The organism is Curtobacterium sp. MCPF17_051 (assembly GCF_003234595.1).
GTDB lineage: Bacteria > Actinomycetota > Actinomycetes > Actinomycetales > Microbacteriaceae > Curtobacterium > Curtobacterium flaccumfaciens.
The window spans coordinates 43541-60006 of record NZ_QKSE01000001.1; the positions used below are offsets into that span (position 1 = coordinate 43541).

The following is a 16466-nucleotide window of genomic DNA, read 5'->3' on the forward strand; positions in this document are numbered from 1 at the left end:
CCCTGGCGCTGCCGTCCTGCGCGATTGTGATCTGAAGGTAGGCCGAACGATCAGAAAACGCCAGTGGATGCGCGAACCGAGCACGGGTAGCGTTGCCTGCATGTCGCCGTCGACCGAGAACCGTCCCCTGAACATCGTCGTCTGGAACGAGAACGTGCACGAGACCCGCGGTGACGCGACGGTCATCGGGCACTACCCCGACGGCATGCACACCGTGATCGCCGAGGCGCTCCGGCAGCTGCAGCCCGGGGCCGACGTCTCCACCGCCACCCTGCAGGAACCCGACCACGGCATCACCGCCGAACGGCTGGCCACCACGGACGTGCTGTTCTGGTGGGGGCACGCCGCCCACGACGAGGTGAGCGACGCCGTCGTCGACCTGGTCGTCGACGCCGTCCACGCCGGCATGGGCCTGGTGGTGCTGCACTCCGGCCACTACTCCAAGCCGTTCAAGCGCCTGATGGGCACGACCTGCTCGCTGAAGTGGCGGAACGACGGCGAGCGTGAACTCGTCTGGACCGTCGCGCCCGAGCACCCGATCGCCGCGGGGGTCCCGCACCCGATCGTCATTGACCGGCAGGAGATGTACGGCGAGTACTTCGACATCCCGCGCCCCGACGAAGAGGTGTTCCTGTCGACCTTCGCGGGCGGCGAGGTCTTCCGCTCCGGCGTCGCGTACCGCCGGGGGCTCGGCAAGGTCTTCTACTTCTCGCCGGGCGACCAGGAGTACCCCGTCTACCACCACCCGGACATCCAGCGCGTGCTGTCGAACGCCGCCGCCTGGGCCGCCCCGGTGTCCGAGCGCCGCGAGCTGACGGCCGACCCCCACCCGCGGGACTGGTTCCTGTCGGACGATGGGGGTAGACAGGTCGGGTGACCAACCATCTTGACGGTGCGCACAGGCGCACCGCGGTGATCGAGGCGCTCGCCATCTTGGGATCAGGACCCGAGGAGCGCTTCGATCGCATCACCCGCATGGCCCACGAGGCGTTCGACGTCCCGTTGACCTTCCTCAACCTCGTCCACCACGACCTCGTCACCACGCAGTCGACCTTCGGCTGGCACCAGGGATCGAGCGTCCCCGCCAGCGAGCAGTTCTGCGCGTCGACGGTGCTCACCCGCGAACCGATGGTGATCCCGGACGCGTCGCTCGACGCCCGGTTCGCGCACACGGCGGCGGTGGCGGAGCACGGCATCCGGTTCTACGCGGGCGCACCGTTGACCATGGTCGACGGCACCCGGGTGGGCACGCTGTGCCTGATGGACGCTGTTCCGCGCACGTTCTCGCCGGACGACGTCGCCCTGTTGGGTGACCTGGCCCGGTGGGCGGAGCGTGAACTCGGCGTCGCCATCGACCGCGGACGGGTCCGTCGGGTGCTCGACGGCCTGGTGCCGGACCCGGTCGCGGTGCCGGGGTACGACCTCGACGTCCTGGTGGCCCAGCACGACGACGGCGGGGGTGACGTCGCCGACTGGCGCGTCGCACCGGACGGTGCCCTGCACGTCACCGTCGGCCGGGTGAGCGCGGCCGGCCCGGCGTCGGGCCTGCTCGCCGCGGCGGTCCGCGGTGCCGTGGCGGCACGGACCGGTTCGGCCATGTCGGACGCGATCGTCGGCCTGGAGGCGCAGGTCACCGCCGACCTGTCGGCTGCGGACGCCGTCGGCTCGCTCTTCCACCTGCGGCTCGACCCGACGTCGGGTCACGTCGACTTCGGCGACGCCGGCCACGGTCTCGCGGTGTTCGTCCCCGCCGACGGCCCGGCTCGCGTCCTGCACCCGCTCGACCTGCCGCTCGGGCTGCAGCCGGAGTCGATCCCCCGGTCGCCCGGCGCGCTCGACCTGGAACCCGGCGACCGGCTGGCGATCTGCACCCAGGGCGTCCTGACCCTGGACGGACTCCGGCACCTGGACGACCTCGCTGCGCTGGTGCGCTCCGCTCCGGACGGGGCCACGGCGGTCGAACGGGTGCGCGCGGCGGTCCCCGCGGACGCCGCGGTCGACGTCACGCTGGTGGTGCTCACACGGCACTGAGCGGGATGGGCCGCCTGGGCGTCGCGTGCTGCCCCGGGTGGGTCAGGAGCGGAAGCGGTCCTGCCGAGGGCGCGGGGTGCCGGTCAGCGCGACCACGAGCAGCGTCGCGAGCAGGGCGAACCCGGCGAGCTCGATGCCCAGGCCGGCGAGCTGCCAGTACGCGCTGCCGACGTGCTGCGGCTGCGTGATCGACTCCGGCCACCACGACTCGATGAGCGGGAACGAGCCCGGGAACGGGTCGAGGCCGAACACCACGAGGCCGCCGAGCAGCAGCACGACCCCGAGGGCGGCCATCGCCCCGCGGGACCGACCGAGCATGTGCACCACGAGGGCCGCTGCCATGCCGGCGAGGCCGACGACGGCGAGCAGGAACGCGAGCACCACGATGGTCTGCGGCGCGAGCGCGACCCAGTCCAGCACCGCGATCGGCAGCAGCAGCCACCGCCCCGTCCGTGCCCAGCGCGCAGGGTTCCGCCATCCGTCCATGGCGACCGACCGTAGGGCACCCGGCCGAACGCCTGCCGAATGCGGCCAGTGGACCCCGGCGGCAGTCCGCCCTGGCTACGATCGGACCCCATGGCGCAGGACCGACCGACCCGGCAGCAGCGGTCGCTCGCGACCCGCACGGCGATCATCGAGGGCGCGGCCGCGGAGTTCGACGAACGCGGGTACGTCGGCGCCTCGATGGACGGCATCGCCGAACGCATCGGGATGACCAAGGGCGCGCTGTACTTCCACTTCAGGTCGAAGGCCGACATGGCGGGTGCCGTGATCGCCGAGCAGCACGCGATCTCCCGACGGTACGGCGAGGCCGCGGTGGCGAAGGGGACGACGCCGCTCGAGTGGATCGTGTGGTTGGCGCAGGGGCTGGCCGTGCAGATGACGACCGAGGTGGTGGTCAGCGCCGGTGTCCGGCTGTCGACCGACGTGGCCGCGAGCGACGTCGACCGGCAGGACCCGTACACGGACTGGACGACGGTGGTCGCCGGGTTCGCACGGCAGGCCGTCGACGCGGGCGAGATCGACCCACGGTGGGACCCGGAGCTGGTCGGCCGGGTCGTCGTCCGTGCCTACACCGGCGTGCAGACCGTTTCGGACGTGATGACCCGCCGGGCCGACCTGTTCGCGGGCCTGCGGGAACTCTGGACGGTCCTGCTGGACGCGTTCGTCACCGAACGGCTGCGTCCGGAGATCCCGCGGCTCGTCGCGCTCATCGCTCCGGAGTGACGCGGGTCCCCCCAGGGAAACACCCACGTCACCTCGTCCCTGAGACTACCGAGGAGGATCTCGCGCCACCGGCCCCAGTTCGCGGGCGTGTGTCCGGCGGCCCACTAGCCTGACGCCGTGCCCACACCCGCTGCCGAGGTCGACGTCGACGTCCCGCTCGTCCGGGCCCTGCTGCGCGACCAGCACCCCGACCTGGCCGTGCTGCCGCTCGAGGTCGTCGCGAACGGCTGGGACAACGTGGTGCTGCGTCTGGGCGACGACCTGGCCGTCCGGGTCCCCCGTCGGGAGCTGGCCGCACGCCTCGTCGAACACGAACAGCGCTGGTTGCCGGCCATCGCCGCCCGGGTCGGATCGGTCGTCCCGGTGCCGGTCCCGGTGCGCACGGGCCGCCCCGCCCTCGGCTACCCGTGGTCGTGGAGCGTCGTGCCGTGGCTGCCCGGTACTGCGATCGGTGAACGGGCGGCCGGGGTCCTCGTCGCCGAGGCGCTCGCCGCGTTCGTCGGGCTCCTGCACGTCCCCGCCCCGGACGACGCCCCGGCGAACCCGTTCCGCGGGGTGCCGCTCGCGTCGCGGAGCGACGCCGTGCTGACGCGACTCGACGGTCACGGCGTGCACCGGGCCGGAGAGCTCGCCGCGTTGTGGCGGACCGCAGCGGCCGTGCCCGCGCACGCCGGGCCTCCTGTCTGGGTGCACGGCGACCTGCACCCCTTCAACCTGCTCGTCGACCCGTCGGACGGTGCCGACCGCCTGTCGGCCGTGATCGACTTCGGGGACGTCACCGCGGGGGACCCCGCCGTCGACCTCGCGACCGCCTGGCTGACGCTCGACCGGCCGGGGCGTCTGGCGTTCCGCGCGCGCGTCACGGCCCCGGAGGCCACCTGGCAGCGCGCACGCGGGTGGGCGGTCGCGCTCGCGTCCGCCCTGGCGACCGCTGACGAGCGCGCCTTCCGGAGCGTCGCGCGACGGAGCATCGACGCGGTGCTGGACGACTGAGTCCCCGCGGGGCTATCGTGACCGCACCATCCGTGCACAGCCGATCGGAGGGGCCGCCATGACCCTCGAGCTCCGCGTCCAGCACGACGTCGCCACCGACGCCTCCCCCGCCCCCGTCCGACCCGAGCGACGCGGTCTCCGCGGCCTGCTCGACCGTCTGTCCGACCGCCGCGCCGCCGCCCGCGCGCGGCGGGTCGACGACCGTGTTCGCGAACTCGGCGAACTCGTCCACCTGCTCTCGGACGCCCGCGCCGTCGTCGAACGCGGGTGGGTCCAGCACGCCTGGTTCGCCTACCTCGACGAGCACGGCCGCGAGCGCAAGGCCTCCAGTGCCGCCGCGATGGACGTGCAGGGCCGGCCGCTCGTCGGCGCCTGCCTGGTCGGCGCGGTCGTGTCCGCCGCCGGCGGGCCGCACGCGGTCCACGCGCCCCGGGTGCAGCACGCGCTCGACGTCGTGTGGCACGCCCTGGCCCGCGACGAGGGCGAGCCCGTGCTGTGGTGCCCCGCGCCGGACATCCGGATGGGGCGCGTGCGTGACCTGACGAGCTGGAACGACGCCCCGGCACGCACCGGTGCCGAGGTCGCCGGCCTGTTGCTGACGGCCGAACGGGTCGCCGTGCAGGAGTCGACGCGCCTGCAGGAGCTCCGGGTGGCACGATCGGGGGCATGAGCGACGTCGAAGCGGTCCCCGAGGTGCACCCCGCGAGCACCAGCACGCTGGCCGCGAGTGGCAACGCCCTGCTGTCGGACGAGGGGTCTGCGCGGAACCCCGACCGCGCGGCTGCCGACGCCGCGGTGAAGCAGACGCTGCACCGGTACCTGCAGAAGCACCGTGCGGCACTGCTGGCCAAGCTGGACGGGCTGGCGGAGCGGCAGGCCCGCTGGCCGGTGACGCCGACGGGCACGAACGTCCTCGGGCTCGTGAAGCACGTCGCCGGGGTGCAGGCCGGCTACTTCGGCGAGGTGTTCGGGCGGCCGCTGCCGGACCAGCCCGCCTGGCTCGAGTCGGAGGACGGCGAGGACATGTACGCCACGCTCGACGAGACCATGGCCGACATCGTGGCCTTCCACCACCGCAGTGCCGCCCACGCCGACGCCACGATCGATGCCCTCGACCTCACCGCGACCGGCACCGTGTCGTGGTGGCCGGAGGGGCACCGGGACGTCACGCTGCACCGGATCCTGGTGCACATGGCGTACGAGACCGCTCGGCACGCGGGCCACGCCGACATCGTGCGCGAGATGCTCGACGGCCTGGCTGGCGACGGCGACGGCAACCTGGCCGACAAGTCGCCGGAGGAATGGGTCCGGTGGCGTGAGCAGCTCGTCGACATCGCGGAGCGAGCCGGGTTGCGCGACCTCGACGCATAGCCGAGCACGCAGACCGATCGTTACCGTTCTCCCAGGGTTCACCCGGTGACCCGGCTCTGACCTGGGGTTATTCCCCAAGCAAATGTGAGGGAAATGGTCGTCCACCGCAGTGTCCGTTGTACAACAGGTGCAGCTGCTGCGTAGCTTTGGCCGAGCTCGTGCCCCGATCTGTGGGCAGTTCAGCCGACCGGAAGGGGAGCGCCCACCCGTGTTCCAGTACGTCGTGGAGCGATGGAGCCAGATCTGGTTCGCATCGTGGCAGCACTTCTCACTGGTCGTCCAGTGCGTCGTCCTCGCCACGGTCATCGCCGTGGTGCTCGCCACACTCGTCTACCGCAGCCCGCGCTTGACCTCCGTCGCGAACGGGGTGTCCGCCATCGGCCTCACCCTGCCCTCGTTCGCCGTCATCGGCCTGCTCATCGTCCCGCTCGGCTTCGGCGTCCTGCCGTCGGTCGTGACGGTCGTCTTCTTCGCCGCGCTGCCGATCCTGCGCAACGCGGTCGTCGGCCTCGCCGAGATCCCGCCCACCGTCGTCGAGTCGGCGCGCGGCATCGGCATGAGCCGGTTCCGCACCCTGCTGCAGGTCGAGCTGCCGATGGCGTGGCCGATCATCCTGAGCGGCGTCCGGGTGTCCGCGCAGATGGTGATGGGCATCGCCGCCATCGCCGCGTACGCGCTCGGCCCCGGGCTCGGCGGCTTCATCTTCTCCGGGTTGTCCCGCCTCGGCGGCGCCAACGCCCTGTTCTCCGTCGTGGTCGGGGTGGTCGGGGTCGTCCTGCTCGCCCTGGTCCTCGACCTGCTCCTCATCGGCCTCGGCCGCCTGACCATCTCGAGAGGTATCCGTGTCCAGCACTGACTCCGCCACCACCACCGCGCCCGACGGGGACGTCACCGGGCGCAGCATCCTGCTCGACGAGGTCACCAAGCGGTACCCCGGGCAGTCGAAGCCCGCCGTCGACGGCATCACGCTCGAGATCCCGGCCGGCAAGATCGTCATGCTCGTCGGCCCGTCCGGCTGCGGCAAGACGACGACCCTCAAGATGATCAACCGCCTGATCGAGCCCACCCAGGGCCGGATCGTCGTCGGCGACGACGACGTCACCGGCATCGACGGCGACGAGCTCCGCCGCCGCATGGGCTACGTGATCCAGGCCGGCGGTCTCTTCCCGCACATGACCGTCGCGGCGAACATCGCGATCGTGCCGAAGATGCTCGGCTGGTCGAAGGAGAAGATCGCGGCGCGCGTCGACGAGCTGCTCGACCTGGTCTCGCTCGACCCCGACACCTACCGCGACCGGTTCCCCCGCGAACTCTCCGGTGGGCAGCAGCAGCGCGTCGGCGTGGCCCGTGCGCTCGCGGCGGACCCGCCCGTCCTGCTCATGGACGAGCCGTTCGGCGCCGTCGACCCGATCACCCGCCAGCGCCTGCAGGACGAGCTCCTGCGCATCCAGGAGGAACTGCACAAGACGATCGTCATCGTCACGCACGACTTCGACGAGGCCGTGAAGCTCGGCGACTGGATCGTCATCTTCACCGAGGGCGCGCACATCGTGCAGTACGACACCCCGGAGCGGATCCTGGCCGAGCCGGCGAACGAGTTCGTCGAGAACTTCATCGGTTCCGGTGCCGGCCTGAAGCAGCTCACGCTGAACCGCGTGCGCGACGTCGAGGTCGAGTCAGCCGTGACGTGCTCCCCCGGCGAAGAGGTCAAGGCCGTGCTGCAGCGGATGAACGAGGCCGGCGGGCACCAGCACGCCGTCGTCGTCGACCACCGCCAGCGTCCGATCGGATGGCCGTCGCGCCGCCAGCTCGAGCGTCTGACGCGCATCCCCGACGGCGTCGAGCCCGGCCTGCCCGTCGTGGGCGAGGCAGCGACCCTCAACGACGCGCTCGACACCATGCTCGTCTCGAGTGCCGGCGCCGCGCTCGTCACCGGTCGTCGTGACGCGTTCCGCGGGGTCATCACCGTCGAGACCGTGATGGAGGCGATCACCCGCTCCCGCGCGACCGCCGCCGGAGACCAGGCATACACGCCGGTCGGCACCAACACGAACCCGATCGAGACCATGCCGTCGTCACCGGTGTCGGCCATGCCCACCGGAGAAGACCTGTGAGCGCAGTCGCCGTCGCCGGCCCCGCCACCGGTGCACGCACCTCGTGGAAGGGCCTGCTGTTCCAGCCGATCGCGATCCTGGTCGTCCTGGCCGGCTTCGCGGTGTGGCTCGCGACGGCGGACCTGACCCCGACGGAGCGCACGACGCTCAACCCGGCGGACATCCTGGCCCTGACCGGCCAGCACCTCGTGCTGACCCTGCAGTCGACGGTCCTGGTGCTCGTCATCGGCATCCCGTTGGGTGTCGTGCTCACCCGCGGGCCTCTGCGCCGGGCGAGCCCGTACGTGCTCGCCGTCGCGAACTTCGGGCAGGCGGCCCCGGCTGTGGGCCTGATCGTGCTGCTCGCCGCCTGGCTCGGCCTGAACAGTTCGTCCGCCGTCATCGCGCTCGTGCTCTACGCGATCCTGCCGGTGCTCCGGAACACCATGATCGGCGTGCAGAGCGTCGACGACCGCCTGGTCGAGGCCGGTCGCGGCATGGGCATGAGCGCCTTCAGCGTGCTGATGCGCGTCGAACTGCCGCTCGCGGTGCCGGTGATGCTCTCGGGCATCCGGACCGCCCTCGTGCTGCTCGTCGGCACGGCGAGCCTGGCCACCTTCGTCGGTGCTGGCGGACTCGGTCTGCTCATCACCACGGGTGTGACGCTGTTCCTGCCCAAGGTGCTCGTCGCCGGGGCCCTGCTCGTCGCCCTGCTCGCCCTCTCCATCGACTGGCTCGGCCGCGTGGTCGAGACGGTCGCACGACCGAAGGGACTCCGATGACCCGCAGCACCCGCAGCACCCGCCGCACCCGGGTCGGAGCCGCCGCGTTCGTCGCCGGTGCCACCGCCCTCGTCCTGACCGGGTGCGGCCTGCAGCCCGCCACGTCGTTCGTGCCCGAGGCCGGCGCCGGCTCCATCCAGCGCATCGACGACCTGCCGGCCGGCGCCCACATCACCGTGACGTCGAAGAACTTCACCGAGCAACTCGTGCTCGGCAAGATCGCCGTGCTCGCCGCCAAGGCCGCAGGGTTCGACGTCACCGACGAGACGAACGTGCCCGGCAGCGTCGCGGTCCGTGAGCTGATGACCTCGCACGCGGCCGACTTCACGTACGAGTACACCGGAACCGCCTGGCTGACCTTCATGGGCCACGCGGAGGGGATCCCGGACAAGACCGACCAGTGGACGGCGGTGAAGAAGGAGGACGCCGGCAACGGGCTGACCTGGCTCGAGCCGGCGCCGATGAACAACACCTACGCGTTCGCCGTCCGCAACGAGGCAGTCAAGGAACTGGGGGACGTCAAGACGCTCTCCGACGTCGTCAAGCTGCCGGTCGACCAGCGCACGTTCTGCGTGGAGTCGGAGTTCAACTCCCGTGCCGACGGCTTCAAGCCGATGCTCAAGAAGTACGGTCTGGAGCTCGGTGGTTCGGGATCGAACGGCGTGCCGAGCCGCAACGTGAGCATCCTCGACACCGGCACGGTCTACACCGCCACCGACCGCGGCAAGTGCAACTTCGGTGAGGTCTTCACCACCGACGGCCGCATCAAGTCGCTCGGTCTGACGGTGCTCGACGACGACGAGGGGTTCTTCCCGGCGTACAACGTCGCCCCCGTCATCGACTCGGAGACGCTGAAGGAGTACCCGCAGCTCGAGGGGATCTACGACCAGATCTCGCCGAAGCTCACCGACGCCGTGCTGCAGGAGCTGAACCGTCAGGTCGACGTCGAGGGGCGCGAGCCAGCCGACGTCGCCTTCGACTGGATGGTGAAGGAGGGCTTCATCACGAAGCCCTGACCGTTCTGGACGCACCCATCTGACGGACGGGAGGCCCGTGGTGACCCCGCCACGGGCCTCCCGTCCGTCTGTGGTCGCGTCTCAGGCCGCGGCGATGCGCGCCGCCGTGTCGCGGATCGACGCGACCACCGCCGCCCGGACCTGCTCCGGGTCGGACCCCTCGTGCCGGGCCGAGCTCCGCAAGCCCGTCATGCACATGCCGAGCAGCATCTCGGCTGCCTGCGGGGTCGCGGCCTCCGGCCCCCAGGCCGGGTCGCGTTCGAGGATCGTGCGCACCGCGCCGGTCATCGCCTCGGCGACCGTGGTCATCCGCGTGACCTGCCGACGCATCAGCTGCGGGAACCGCACGATGACGGCCTTGCGTTCGAGCCGTTCGTGCTCGTCGCCGAACGACGACCCGAACACCAGGAACGCCAGGTCCACGACGGCCTGCGCCGCCGGCTCTCCCGCGACGGCCGCCAGGTGCGCCTCGAGGGTGGCGGGTTCGAGGTCGAGCTCGGTGTGCCCGAGGACCGCGTCCTCCTTGCTCTCGAAGTAGTTGAAGAACGTCCGCGGGGAGACGTCGGCCCGCGCGGCGATCTGCTCGATCGTGGTGCCGTCGACGCCCTGCTCGAGGGCCAGGGACCGAGCCGCCTCGGCGATGCGGTTGCGGGTCTCGATGCGCTTGCGGTCACGGAGACCGAGTTCTGACGGCGTCGGGGAGTCGGGCATGGCCCGACTGTAACCGGAAGGTCACATGATCTACAGCAAACGCAAACTTGCAGTCGTGCACCGGACACTACGGTGAACCCATGACCACTCCCGTGCTCGAGGCCCGTGACCTCGCCAGGACCTACGGCCGCGGCGCGACGCGGTTCGACGCGCTCAAGGGGGTGTCGTTGGCGGTGCACCAGGGCGAGAGCCTGGCGATCGTCGGCAAGTCCGGCTCCGGCAAGTCGACGCTGATGCACCTGCTCGCGCTGCTCGACAAGCCGTCGGCCGGTCAGGTGCTGCTCGACGGCACCGACGCGGCGACGCTCGGTGCGCGGCAGGTCAACCGCACCCGGAACAGCACCTTCGGGTTCGTGTTCCAGCAGTTCTTCCTGACACCGAAGACCTCGGTGCTCGACAACGTCGTGCTCCCGCTCAAGATCGCCGGTGTCTCCGGAGCCGAGCGGAAGCGCCGGGGCATGGCGGCGCTCGATGCACTCGGGCTGGCCGACAAGGCGAAGAACGACGCCAACGACCTGTCCGGCGGCCAGAAGCAACGCGTGGTCATCGCCCGGGCGCTGGTCGGCGAGCCGAGCGTGATCTTCGCCGACGAGCCGACCGGCAACCTCGACACGAACACCGGACAGGTGGTCGAGGACATGCTGTTCGGGCTGCAGCGCGAGCGGGGGATCACGCTCGTCGTGGTCACGCACGACGAAGAGCTCGCCGCACGCTGCGACCGCAGTGTCAACGTCCGCGACGGCCTGATCGTCGGCGGATCCGACGACGCGGTCGACGCGTCCGGCACGCACGGAAGGCACGCCGCATGAACTTCCTCGACCTCCTGCGCACCGCGGTCTCGAACACCTTCCGCTCGAAGCTGCGCACGACCCTGACCGTCATCGCGATCTTCATCGGCGCCTTCACGATCACCCTCACCTCGGCCATCGGCACGGGCGTCAGCAACTACATCGACAGCCAGGTCTCCTCGATCGGAGACGACGGCACCCTGGTCGTCACGAAGGCCGTGGACTCCACCTCGACCGACAGTGGCCCGGCGAAGTACGACCCCGAGGCGTCCGGCCAGAGCGTCGACCGCGGCCCGGCGTCGTTCTCGTACCTGTCACAGTCCGACGTCGACGACATCGAGAAGACCGACGGCATCGAGAGCCTCCGCCCCGCGGTCGCCCTCGCGCCGAAGTACGCCGAGTACGGCGACCAGGGCAAGTACGTCGTCTCGCTCACGGCCAACGCCGGCGAGCTCGACGCCGACCTGGCGAGCGGCGAGCAGCTCGACGACGAGACCGACGCCGACCAGGTGATGCTGCCGACCGACTACCTGAAGAACATGGGTCTCGGCAGCGCCTCGGCCGCCGTCGGCAAGGAGCTCACGTTCGCCGTCGACGACTACCAGGGCAAGCCGCACACGCTCACCGCCACCGTCGTCGGGGTGCAGAACGAGTCGCTGTTCGGCAGCGGTGCCGGGGCGAACGCCGCACTGACCGACGCCATGCAGGCCGCGCAGGAGATCGGCAAGCCCGACTCGATCGCGACGTCCTACGCCAGCGCCACCGCGACGCTCGACGCCGACGCCTCCGTCACGACGGTCAAGAAGTCCCTGGCTGACGACGGGTTCCTCGGCCAGACGATCCAGGACCAGCTCGGCCAGTTCCAGACCGTGATCAGCGGCATCGTCGGGGTCCTGAACGCCTTCGCCGTGATCGCGCTCGTCGCCGCCGGCTTCGGCATCATCAACACCCTGCTCATGAGCGTGCAGGAGCGCACCCGCGAGATCGGCCTGATGAAGGCGATGGGCATGGGCGGCGGCAGGGTCTACACGCTGTTCTCGCTCGAGGCGGTGTTCATCGGGTTCCTCGGCAGCGCCATCGGCGCCGGGGTCGCGATCCTGCTCGGCACCGGGATCTCGAACGTCCTGGCCGGCACGCTCCTCAAGGACCTGCCGGGGCTGCAGATCATGCAGTTCGCGCCGGGGTCCGTCGCCACGATCATCCTCGTCGTGATGTTCATCGCGTTCCTGGCGGGCACCCTGCCGGCACGACGAGCGGCACGGCAGAACCCGATCGAGGCGCTCCGGTACGAGTGACAGGCAGGGCTGCCTAGTGTCGGAGCGGTGACGACGTTCGGACGCGACCTCGGTGACGGCTACACGCTGACGCTGCGCGACCTGACGACGATCGACCCGGTGCTCGCACTCGTGCACGCCAACACCGATCGTCTCCGGGCCGCCGAGCCCTGGGCCTGGGACCCCCAGACCCGCGAGGCCATCGCCCTGCACACCGAGCGGCTGCTCGGGCAGTTCGCGATGGACCGCGCGCTGCCCTGCGTCATCCGCGCGGACGACCGCATCGTCGGGGTGGCCTCGCTGACGTTCGACCCGTACCTGGGCCAGGCATCGCTCGGCTACTGGGTGGACGCCGGACAGGAGGGCCGTGGTGTCGTCCGGCGGGCCGCCACCGTGCTGATCGGGGTCGCCCGGGCGCGCGGGTCCGCGCGGATGGAGATCCGGACGGCGGTCGACAACGCGCGGAGCCGGGGGCTCGCCGAGCGGCTCGGCTTCGCGCACGAGGGCACCCTGCGCGGCGCGCTGCCCCTCGGCCCCGAGCGTGTCGACGTCGCGGTGTACGGCCTGCTGCTCTGACGCCCGCCGCCCTCGTGCAGGCCGACCGACACCGGTCGCCGGTATCGTCGGAGCATGGCCTTGTTCGGACGACGCAACCCCGACGTGCGCGATCGACCCATCAGCCAGGTCGAACTGAAGCGGGCGGTCGACGAGGGCTTCCTCATCGCGAAGGCCGCCGTCACCATCGCGGTGGCCAACCGCATCATCACGAACGCCCTGCGTGACCAGGGGTACTTCGACCACGCGCTCATCGCCGAGGCCACGCGCGAGGAACTCCACCGCATGGCCGAGGAACAGCGGGGCGACGCCGCACGCATGCGGGAGATCCGCTCCACCTCGAGCAAGCAGAAGGGCCGCTCCCGCCACCAGCACGACTACCGGCGGGGCGACGACCTGAAGCTCCGGATGCGCGAGGCCACGTACGAGCAGCTCGCCACCATGCTCGACAAGCGGCGCGACGACCAGCACTTCGTCGACGGCATCGTGCTGACCGCCCGGGCGCGCGCCTGGGACGACATCGGCACCACCGTCGTCGGTCGGCTGGGCTGGGCGCAGCGCCCGGCGGACGACTACGAGATCGGCCGCGACGACCGGTTGCAGCAGATGCTCGACGAGGACTTCGCCGAGCTGCTCGCCGAGCACCCCGTCGGATCGACCCCGGTCGACGCCGACGAACCGGACGACGCCGACGGCGACCAGGACGAGTCCGACCCGGCTGATCCCGACACCTCGCGCACCTGACCGACACCACACGCAGTCACGAGTCCCTAGGCTCGGTGCATGGTTGATGCGGTGGTCGTCGGAGCGGGACCGAACGGGCTCGCGGCAGCGGTGACGCTCGCCCGCGCCGGCCTGTCGGTCGAGGTCGTCGAACGGAACGACACGATCGGCGGCGGCGCCCGCACGGCCGAGCTCACCCTGCCCGGCTTCCTGCACGACGTCTGCTCCGCCGTGCACCCGATGGCCCTGCAGTCGGAGTTCTTCCGGCTGTTCCGCATGGAGGAGCGCATCGAACTCCGCCTGCCCGAGGTGCAGTACGGCCACCCGCTCGACGGCGGCCGTGCCGGCATCGCCTACCGGGACCTCGACCGCACCGCCGCCGAGCTGGGGGTGGACGGGCCGGCCTTCAAGCAGCTGATGGCGCCGCTGTCGAACAACGCCGACCAGGTCGCCGACTTCGCCACCGACGCGCTGCTGCACGTGCCGCGGCACCCACTGACGGTCCTGCGCTTCGGCCTGCGGGCGCTCGAGCAGGGCACCGCCGCGTGGAACCTGCGTTTCCGCGGCGAGGCCGCCCCGGCGATGGTGTCCGGCGTCGCCGCGCACTCGATCCAGCACCTGCCCTCCCTCTCCACCGCGGCGGCGGCACTGTCACTCGGCTCGTACGCGCACGCCCGCGGCTGGCCGGTGCCGATCGGCGGCAGCCAGGCGATCGTCGACGCGCTCGCCGCCGACCTCGTCGCGCACGGCGGCCGCATCGTCACCGGGCAGGAGGTCCGGTCGCTGGGTGACCTCGCCCCGGCGAAGGCGGTGCTGTTCGACACGAGCGTGCCGGGCATGCTCCGGATCGCGGGCAAGCAGATCCCGACCCCGAAGCGTGGGGCACTGCGTCGCTTCCGGTTCGGCAACGCGGCGGCGAAGGTCGACTTCGCGCTGTCCGACCCGGTGCCGTGGACCAACGAGTCGCTGCGGAAGGCCGGGACCGTGCACATCGGCGGTACCCGCCAGGAGATCGCGGCGGCCGAACGGGCGGTGGCGCACGGGCAGCACGCCGAACGCCCGTACGTGCTCGGGGCGGAGCCGACCGTGGTGGACCCGACCCGGGCCCCGGCCGGCAAGCACGTCTTCTGGGCCTACGCGCACGTCCCCGCGGGGTCGGACGTCGACCCGACCGAGGCCGTCACCCGCCAGATCGAGCGGTTCGCGCCGGGGTTCCGCGACACGATCCTGTCGTCGAGTTCCCGCACCGCCGTGCAGATGGGCGAGTACAACCCGAACTACGTCGGTGGCGACATCGCCGCCGGTGCCGCGAGCTTCTGGCAGCTCGTCAAGCGCCCCGTCCTGTCCAGCGACCCGTGGCGGATGGGCGGTGGCATGTACCTGTGCTCCGAGTCCTCCGCCCCGGGCCCCGGCGTGCACGGCATGGCCGGGTGGCACGCGGCGAAGAGCGCACTCCGGCACACCTTCGGCTTGCCGGAGGACGTCGACCTCACCCCGGAAGGCTGATCACCATGGCGAAGAACGTCCGCATCCTGCACTGCCGTCCCGAAGCCGTCTTCGACGTGCTCGGCGACGGTTGGCTCTACACGACCTGGGTGGTCGGGGCCTCGCGCATGCGCAAGGAGGAGTCCGGCTGGCCGCAGGTCGGTACCCACCTGCACCACTCGTTCGGCGCGTGGCCGATCGTCATCAACGACGTCACGACGTCGCTGGTGTGGGAGCCGCCGCACCGCATGGTCATCCAGCCGAAGGGCTGGCCCATCGGCGAGGCCCGCGTCGAGCTGACGGTCGAACCGCACCGGCACGGCTGCAAGGTCACGATCACCGAGAACGCGGTGGCCGGGCCGGGGTCGTACGTGCCCGACTTCCTCATGCAGCCGCTCATCTGGATCCGCAACCGCGAGACGCTCCGCCGGCTCGAGTGGGTGGCCGTCGGGCGCGCGGCGAACGCCTGAGACGCCCCACGAGACGGACGGGAGGCCCGTGGCGGCGTCGCCACGGGCCTCCCGTCCGCCCTGTGGGTGCGTCGACTACTCGGCGCGCGAGAACTCGCTGGCCCGCGCCACCTGGTCGTCGGTCAGGACGACGCCCGTGTACCGCTCGAACTGGCGCGCCGCCTGCAGGGCGATGACCTCGGCGCCGGTGACGACGTGCTTGCCGGCGTCTCGCCCAGCACGGACGAGCGGGGTCTCCGACGGGAACGCGACCACGTCGAAGACGGTGTGGGCAGCTTTGATCCGTTCCGGTGCGAAGGCGAGTGCGTCCTGCTGGTCGCCGCGCATGCCGAGCGGGGTGACGTTGACGACCAGGTCGGTCTCTCCCGCCTCACGCTCGTCGGCCACCCACTCGTACCCGTACTGCGATGCGAGGGCCGGGCCGGTCTGTTCGTTGCGGGCGACGACCGTCAACCGGTCGAAGCCGGCGCCGCGGAACGCCGCCGTGACGGCCTTGGCCATGCCGCCCGAGCCGCGGAGCAGCACACGCGAAGCCGGGTCGACCTCGTGGGACCCGAGCAGAGCGGCGATCGCCTCGTAGTCCGTGTTCGACGCGGTGAGCACGCCGTCGTCGTTCACGACCGTGTTGACCGACTGGATCGCGGCGGCGGAGTCCTCGATGTGGTCGACCAGCGGGATGATCGCCTCCTTGAAGGGCATCGACACCGAGCAACCGCGGATGCCGAGCGCACGGATGCCGGCGACGGCACCGGGCAGGTCGGTCGTGGTGAACGCCTTGTACAGGAAGTTGAGGCCGAGCTCGTCGTACAGGAAGTTGTGGAACCGGGTGCCGATGTTGCTCGGTCGCGCGGCCAGCGACATGCAGACCTGCATGTCCTTGTTCAGGATGGGCATGCCCTCAGTCTCGCACCCTCTCCCTTTCGCGTCCTCGCAGGGATGGAGCGGTC

Annotated in this window: 19 protein-coding genes; 16 read left to right on the forward strand and 3 right to left on the reverse strand. The window is 71.3% G+C overall.

The features are described from left to right. Window positions 1–100: 100 nt before the first annotated feature. Complete coding sequence (locus DEJ35_RS00240; RefSeq protein WP_258369834.1) at window positions 101–877, forward strand: ThuA domain-containing protein; 777 nt, start codon at window positions 101–103, stop codon at window positions 875–877. Then, window positions 874–2031, forward strand: coding sequence for a GAF domain-containing protein (locus DEJ35_RS00245; RefSeq protein ID WP_146244721.1), 1158 nt, complete (start codon window positions 874–876; stop codon window positions 2029–2031). Before DEJ35_RS00240 ends, DEJ35_RS00245 begins: the two co-directional genes overlap by 4 nt. 42 nt (window positions 2032–2073) lie before the next feature. On the opposite strand, the gene DEJ35_RS00250 is transcribed toward DEJ35_RS00245, so the two are convergent. Continuing rightward, window positions 2074–2517 carry a hypothetical protein gene (locus DEJ35_RS00250; RefSeq protein ID WP_110859397.1) on the reverse strand — a complete coding sequence of 148 codons (444 nt, stop codon included), beginning with the start codon at window positions 2515–2517 and terminating at the stop codon, window positions 2074–2076. 90 nt (window positions 2518–2607) lie between these two features. Between DEJ35_RS00250 and DEJ35_RS00255 the strand changes: the two genes are divergently transcribed. From DEJ35_RS00255 to DEJ35_RS00290, 8 genes are all read left to right on the forward strand, one after another. Continuing rightward, entirely contained in the window at window positions 2608–3258 is a 651-nt protein-coding gene (locus DEJ35_RS00255) for a ScbR family autoregulator-binding transcription factor (protein WP_181420015.1), read from the forward strand. Between the two features lie 117 nt (window positions 3259–3375). Beyond that, entirely contained in the window at window positions 3376–4251 is an 876-nt protein-coding gene (locus tag DEJ35_RS00260; protein ID WP_111191865.1) for an aminoglycoside phosphotransferase family protein, read from the forward strand. Window positions 4252–4309: 58 nt separating this feature from the next. Next, window positions 4310–4921 carry a hypothetical protein gene (locus DEJ35_RS00265; protein ID WP_027466837.1) on the forward strand — a complete coding sequence of 204 codons (612 nt, stop codon included), beginning with the start codon at window positions 4310–4312 and terminating at the stop codon, window positions 4919–4921. Further along, window positions 4918–5622: a DinB family protein gene (locus tag DEJ35_RS00270; protein WP_111191866.1), complete on the forward strand. Its 705-nt coding sequence runs from the start codon at window positions 4918–4920 to the stop codon at window positions 5620–5622. The genes DEJ35_RS00265 and DEJ35_RS00270 overlap by 4 nt, the downstream gene beginning before the upstream one ends. A gap of 208 nt (window positions 5623–5830) precedes the next feature. Further along, complete coding sequence (locus DEJ35_RS00275; RefSeq protein WP_110859402.1) at window positions 5831–6478, forward strand: ABC transporter permease; 648 nt, start codon at window positions 5831–5833, stop codon at window positions 6476–6478. Beyond that, window positions 6465–7736: an ABC transporter ATP-binding protein gene (locus DEJ35_RS00280; RefSeq protein WP_111124073.1), complete on the forward strand. Its 1272-nt coding sequence runs from the start codon at window positions 6465–6467 to the stop codon at window positions 7734–7736. The genes DEJ35_RS00275 and DEJ35_RS00280 overlap by 14 nt, the downstream gene beginning before the upstream one ends. Next, window positions 7733–8497 (forward strand): ABC transporter permease, encoded by a 765-nt coding sequence (locus tag DEJ35_RS00285; protein ID WP_111056509.1) that lies wholly within the window; start codon window positions 7733–7735, stop codon window positions 8495–8497. The genes DEJ35_RS00280 and DEJ35_RS00285 overlap by 4 nt, the downstream gene beginning before the upstream one ends. Then, window positions 8494–9513: a glycine betaine ABC transporter substrate-binding protein gene (locus tag DEJ35_RS00290; RefSeq protein WP_111124074.1), complete on the forward strand. Its 1020-nt coding sequence runs from the start codon at window positions 8494–8496 to the stop codon at window positions 9511–9513. The genes DEJ35_RS00285 and DEJ35_RS00290 overlap by 4 nt, the downstream gene beginning before the upstream one ends. A gap of 81 nt (window positions 9514–9594) precedes the next feature. Here DEJ35_RS00290 and DEJ35_RS17425 read toward each other — a convergent pair whose 3' ends face one another. Next, on the reverse strand, window positions 9595–10224 hold the full coding sequence (locus DEJ35_RS17425; RefSeq protein ID WP_111091358.1) for a TetR/AcrR family transcriptional regulator: 630 nt from the start codon (window positions 10222–10224) through the stop codon (window positions 9595–9597). Window positions 10225–10304: 80 nt separating this feature from the next. On the opposite strand from DEJ35_RS17425, the gene DEJ35_RS00300 reads away from it, so the two are divergent. The 6 genes from DEJ35_RS00300 to DEJ35_RS00325 are packed head-to-tail and all read left to right on the forward strand — an operon-like array spanning window position 10305 to window position 15519. Beyond that, entirely contained in the window at window positions 10305–11033 is a 729-nt protein-coding gene (locus tag DEJ35_RS00300; protein WP_110859407.1) for an ABC transporter ATP-binding protein, read from the forward strand. Then, window positions 11030–12307 carry an ABC transporter permease gene (locus tag DEJ35_RS00305; RefSeq protein ID WP_111091360.1) on the forward strand — a complete coding sequence of 426 codons (1278 nt, stop codon included), beginning with the start codon at window positions 11030–11032 and terminating at the stop codon, window positions 12305–12307. The genes DEJ35_RS00300 and DEJ35_RS00305 overlap by 4 nt, the downstream gene beginning before the upstream one ends. A gap of 27 nt (window positions 12308–12334) precedes the next feature. Continuing rightward, complete coding sequence (locus tag DEJ35_RS00310; RefSeq protein WP_181430174.1) at window positions 12335–12862, forward strand: GNAT family N-acetyltransferase; 528 nt, start codon at window positions 12335–12337, stop codon at window positions 12860–12862. 54 nt (window positions 12863–12916) lie between these two features. After that, window positions 12917–13585: a hypothetical protein gene (locus tag DEJ35_RS00315; RefSeq protein WP_111124075.1), complete on the forward strand. Its 669-nt coding sequence runs from the start codon at window positions 12917–12919 to the stop codon at window positions 13583–13585. Between the two features lie 39 nt (window positions 13586–13624). Then, window positions 13625–15070, forward strand: a complete 1446-nt coding sequence (locus DEJ35_RS00320) for an NAD(P)/FAD-dependent oxidoreductase (RefSeq protein ID WP_111124076.1) — start codon at window positions 13625–13627, stop codon at window positions 15068–15070. Window positions 15071–15075: 5 nt separating this feature from the next. Beyond that, a complete protein-coding gene (locus DEJ35_RS00325) occupies window positions 15076–15519 on the forward strand; it encodes an SRPBCC family protein (RefSeq protein ID WP_110859412.1) in 444 nt (147 codons plus the stop codon). Between the two features lie 75 nt (window positions 15520–15594). Here DEJ35_RS00325 and DEJ35_RS00330 read toward each other — a convergent pair whose 3' ends face one another. Further along, entirely contained in the window at window positions 15595–16413 is an 819-nt protein-coding gene (locus DEJ35_RS00330; RefSeq protein WP_111124077.1) for a shikimate 5-dehydrogenase, read from the reverse strand. Window positions 16414–16466 lie beyond the last annotated feature (53 nt).

Excerpts from the sequence above, each read along its gene's own strand:
- DEJ35_RS00320 (WP_111124076.1), top strand. The coding sequence starts at position 13,625 with ATGGTTGATGCGGTGGTCGTCGGAGCGGGACCGAACGGGCTCGCGGCA.
- DEJ35_RS00255 (WP_181420015.1), top strand. The coding sequence starts at position 2,608 with ATGGCGCAGGACCGACCGACCCGGCAGCAGCGGTCGCTCGCGACCCGC.
- DEJ35_RS00290 (WP_111124074.1), top strand. The coding sequence starts at position 8,494 with ATGACCCGCAGCACCCGCAGCACCCGCCGCACCCGGGTCGGAGCCGCC.
- DEJ35_RS00315 (WP_111124075.1), top strand. The coding sequence starts at position 12,917 with ATGGCCTTGTTCGGACGACGCAACCCCGACGTGCGCGATCGACCCATC.
- DEJ35_RS00250 (WP_110859397.1), bottom strand. The coding sequence starts at position 2,517 with ATGGACGGATGGCGGAACCCTGCGCGCTGGGCACGGACGGGGCGGTGG.
- DEJ35_RS00265 (WP_027466837.1), top strand. The coding sequence starts at position 4,310 with ATGACCCTCGAGCTCCGCGTCCAGCACGACGTCGCCACCGACGCCTCC.
- DEJ35_RS17425 (WP_111091358.1), bottom strand. The coding sequence starts at position 10,224 with ATGCCCGACTCCCCGACGCCGTCAGAACTCGGTCTCCGTGACCGCAAG.
- DEJ35_RS00240 (WP_258369834.1), top strand. The coding sequence starts at position 101 with ATGTCGCCGTCGACCGAGAACCGTCCCCTGAACATCGTCGTCTGGAAC.
- DEJ35_RS00330 (WP_111124077.1), bottom strand. The coding sequence starts at position 16,413 with ATGCCCATCCTGAACAAGGACATGCAGGTCTGCATGTCGCTGGCCGCG.
- DEJ35_RS00305 (WP_111091360.1), top strand. The coding sequence starts at position 11,030 with ATGAACTTCCTCGACCTCCTGCGCACCGCGGTCTCGAACACCTTCCGC.
- DEJ35_RS00270 (WP_111191866.1), top strand. The coding sequence starts at position 4,918 with ATGAGCGACGTCGAAGCGGTCCCCGAGGTGCACCCCGCGAGCACCAGC.
- DEJ35_RS00300 (WP_110859407.1), top strand. The coding sequence starts at position 10,305 with ATGACCACTCCCGTGCTCGAGGCCCGTGACCTCGCCAGGACCTACGGC.
- DEJ35_RS00325 (WP_110859412.1), top strand. The coding sequence starts at position 15,076 with ATGGCGAAGAACGTCCGCATCCTGCACTGCCGTCCCGAAGCCGTCTTC.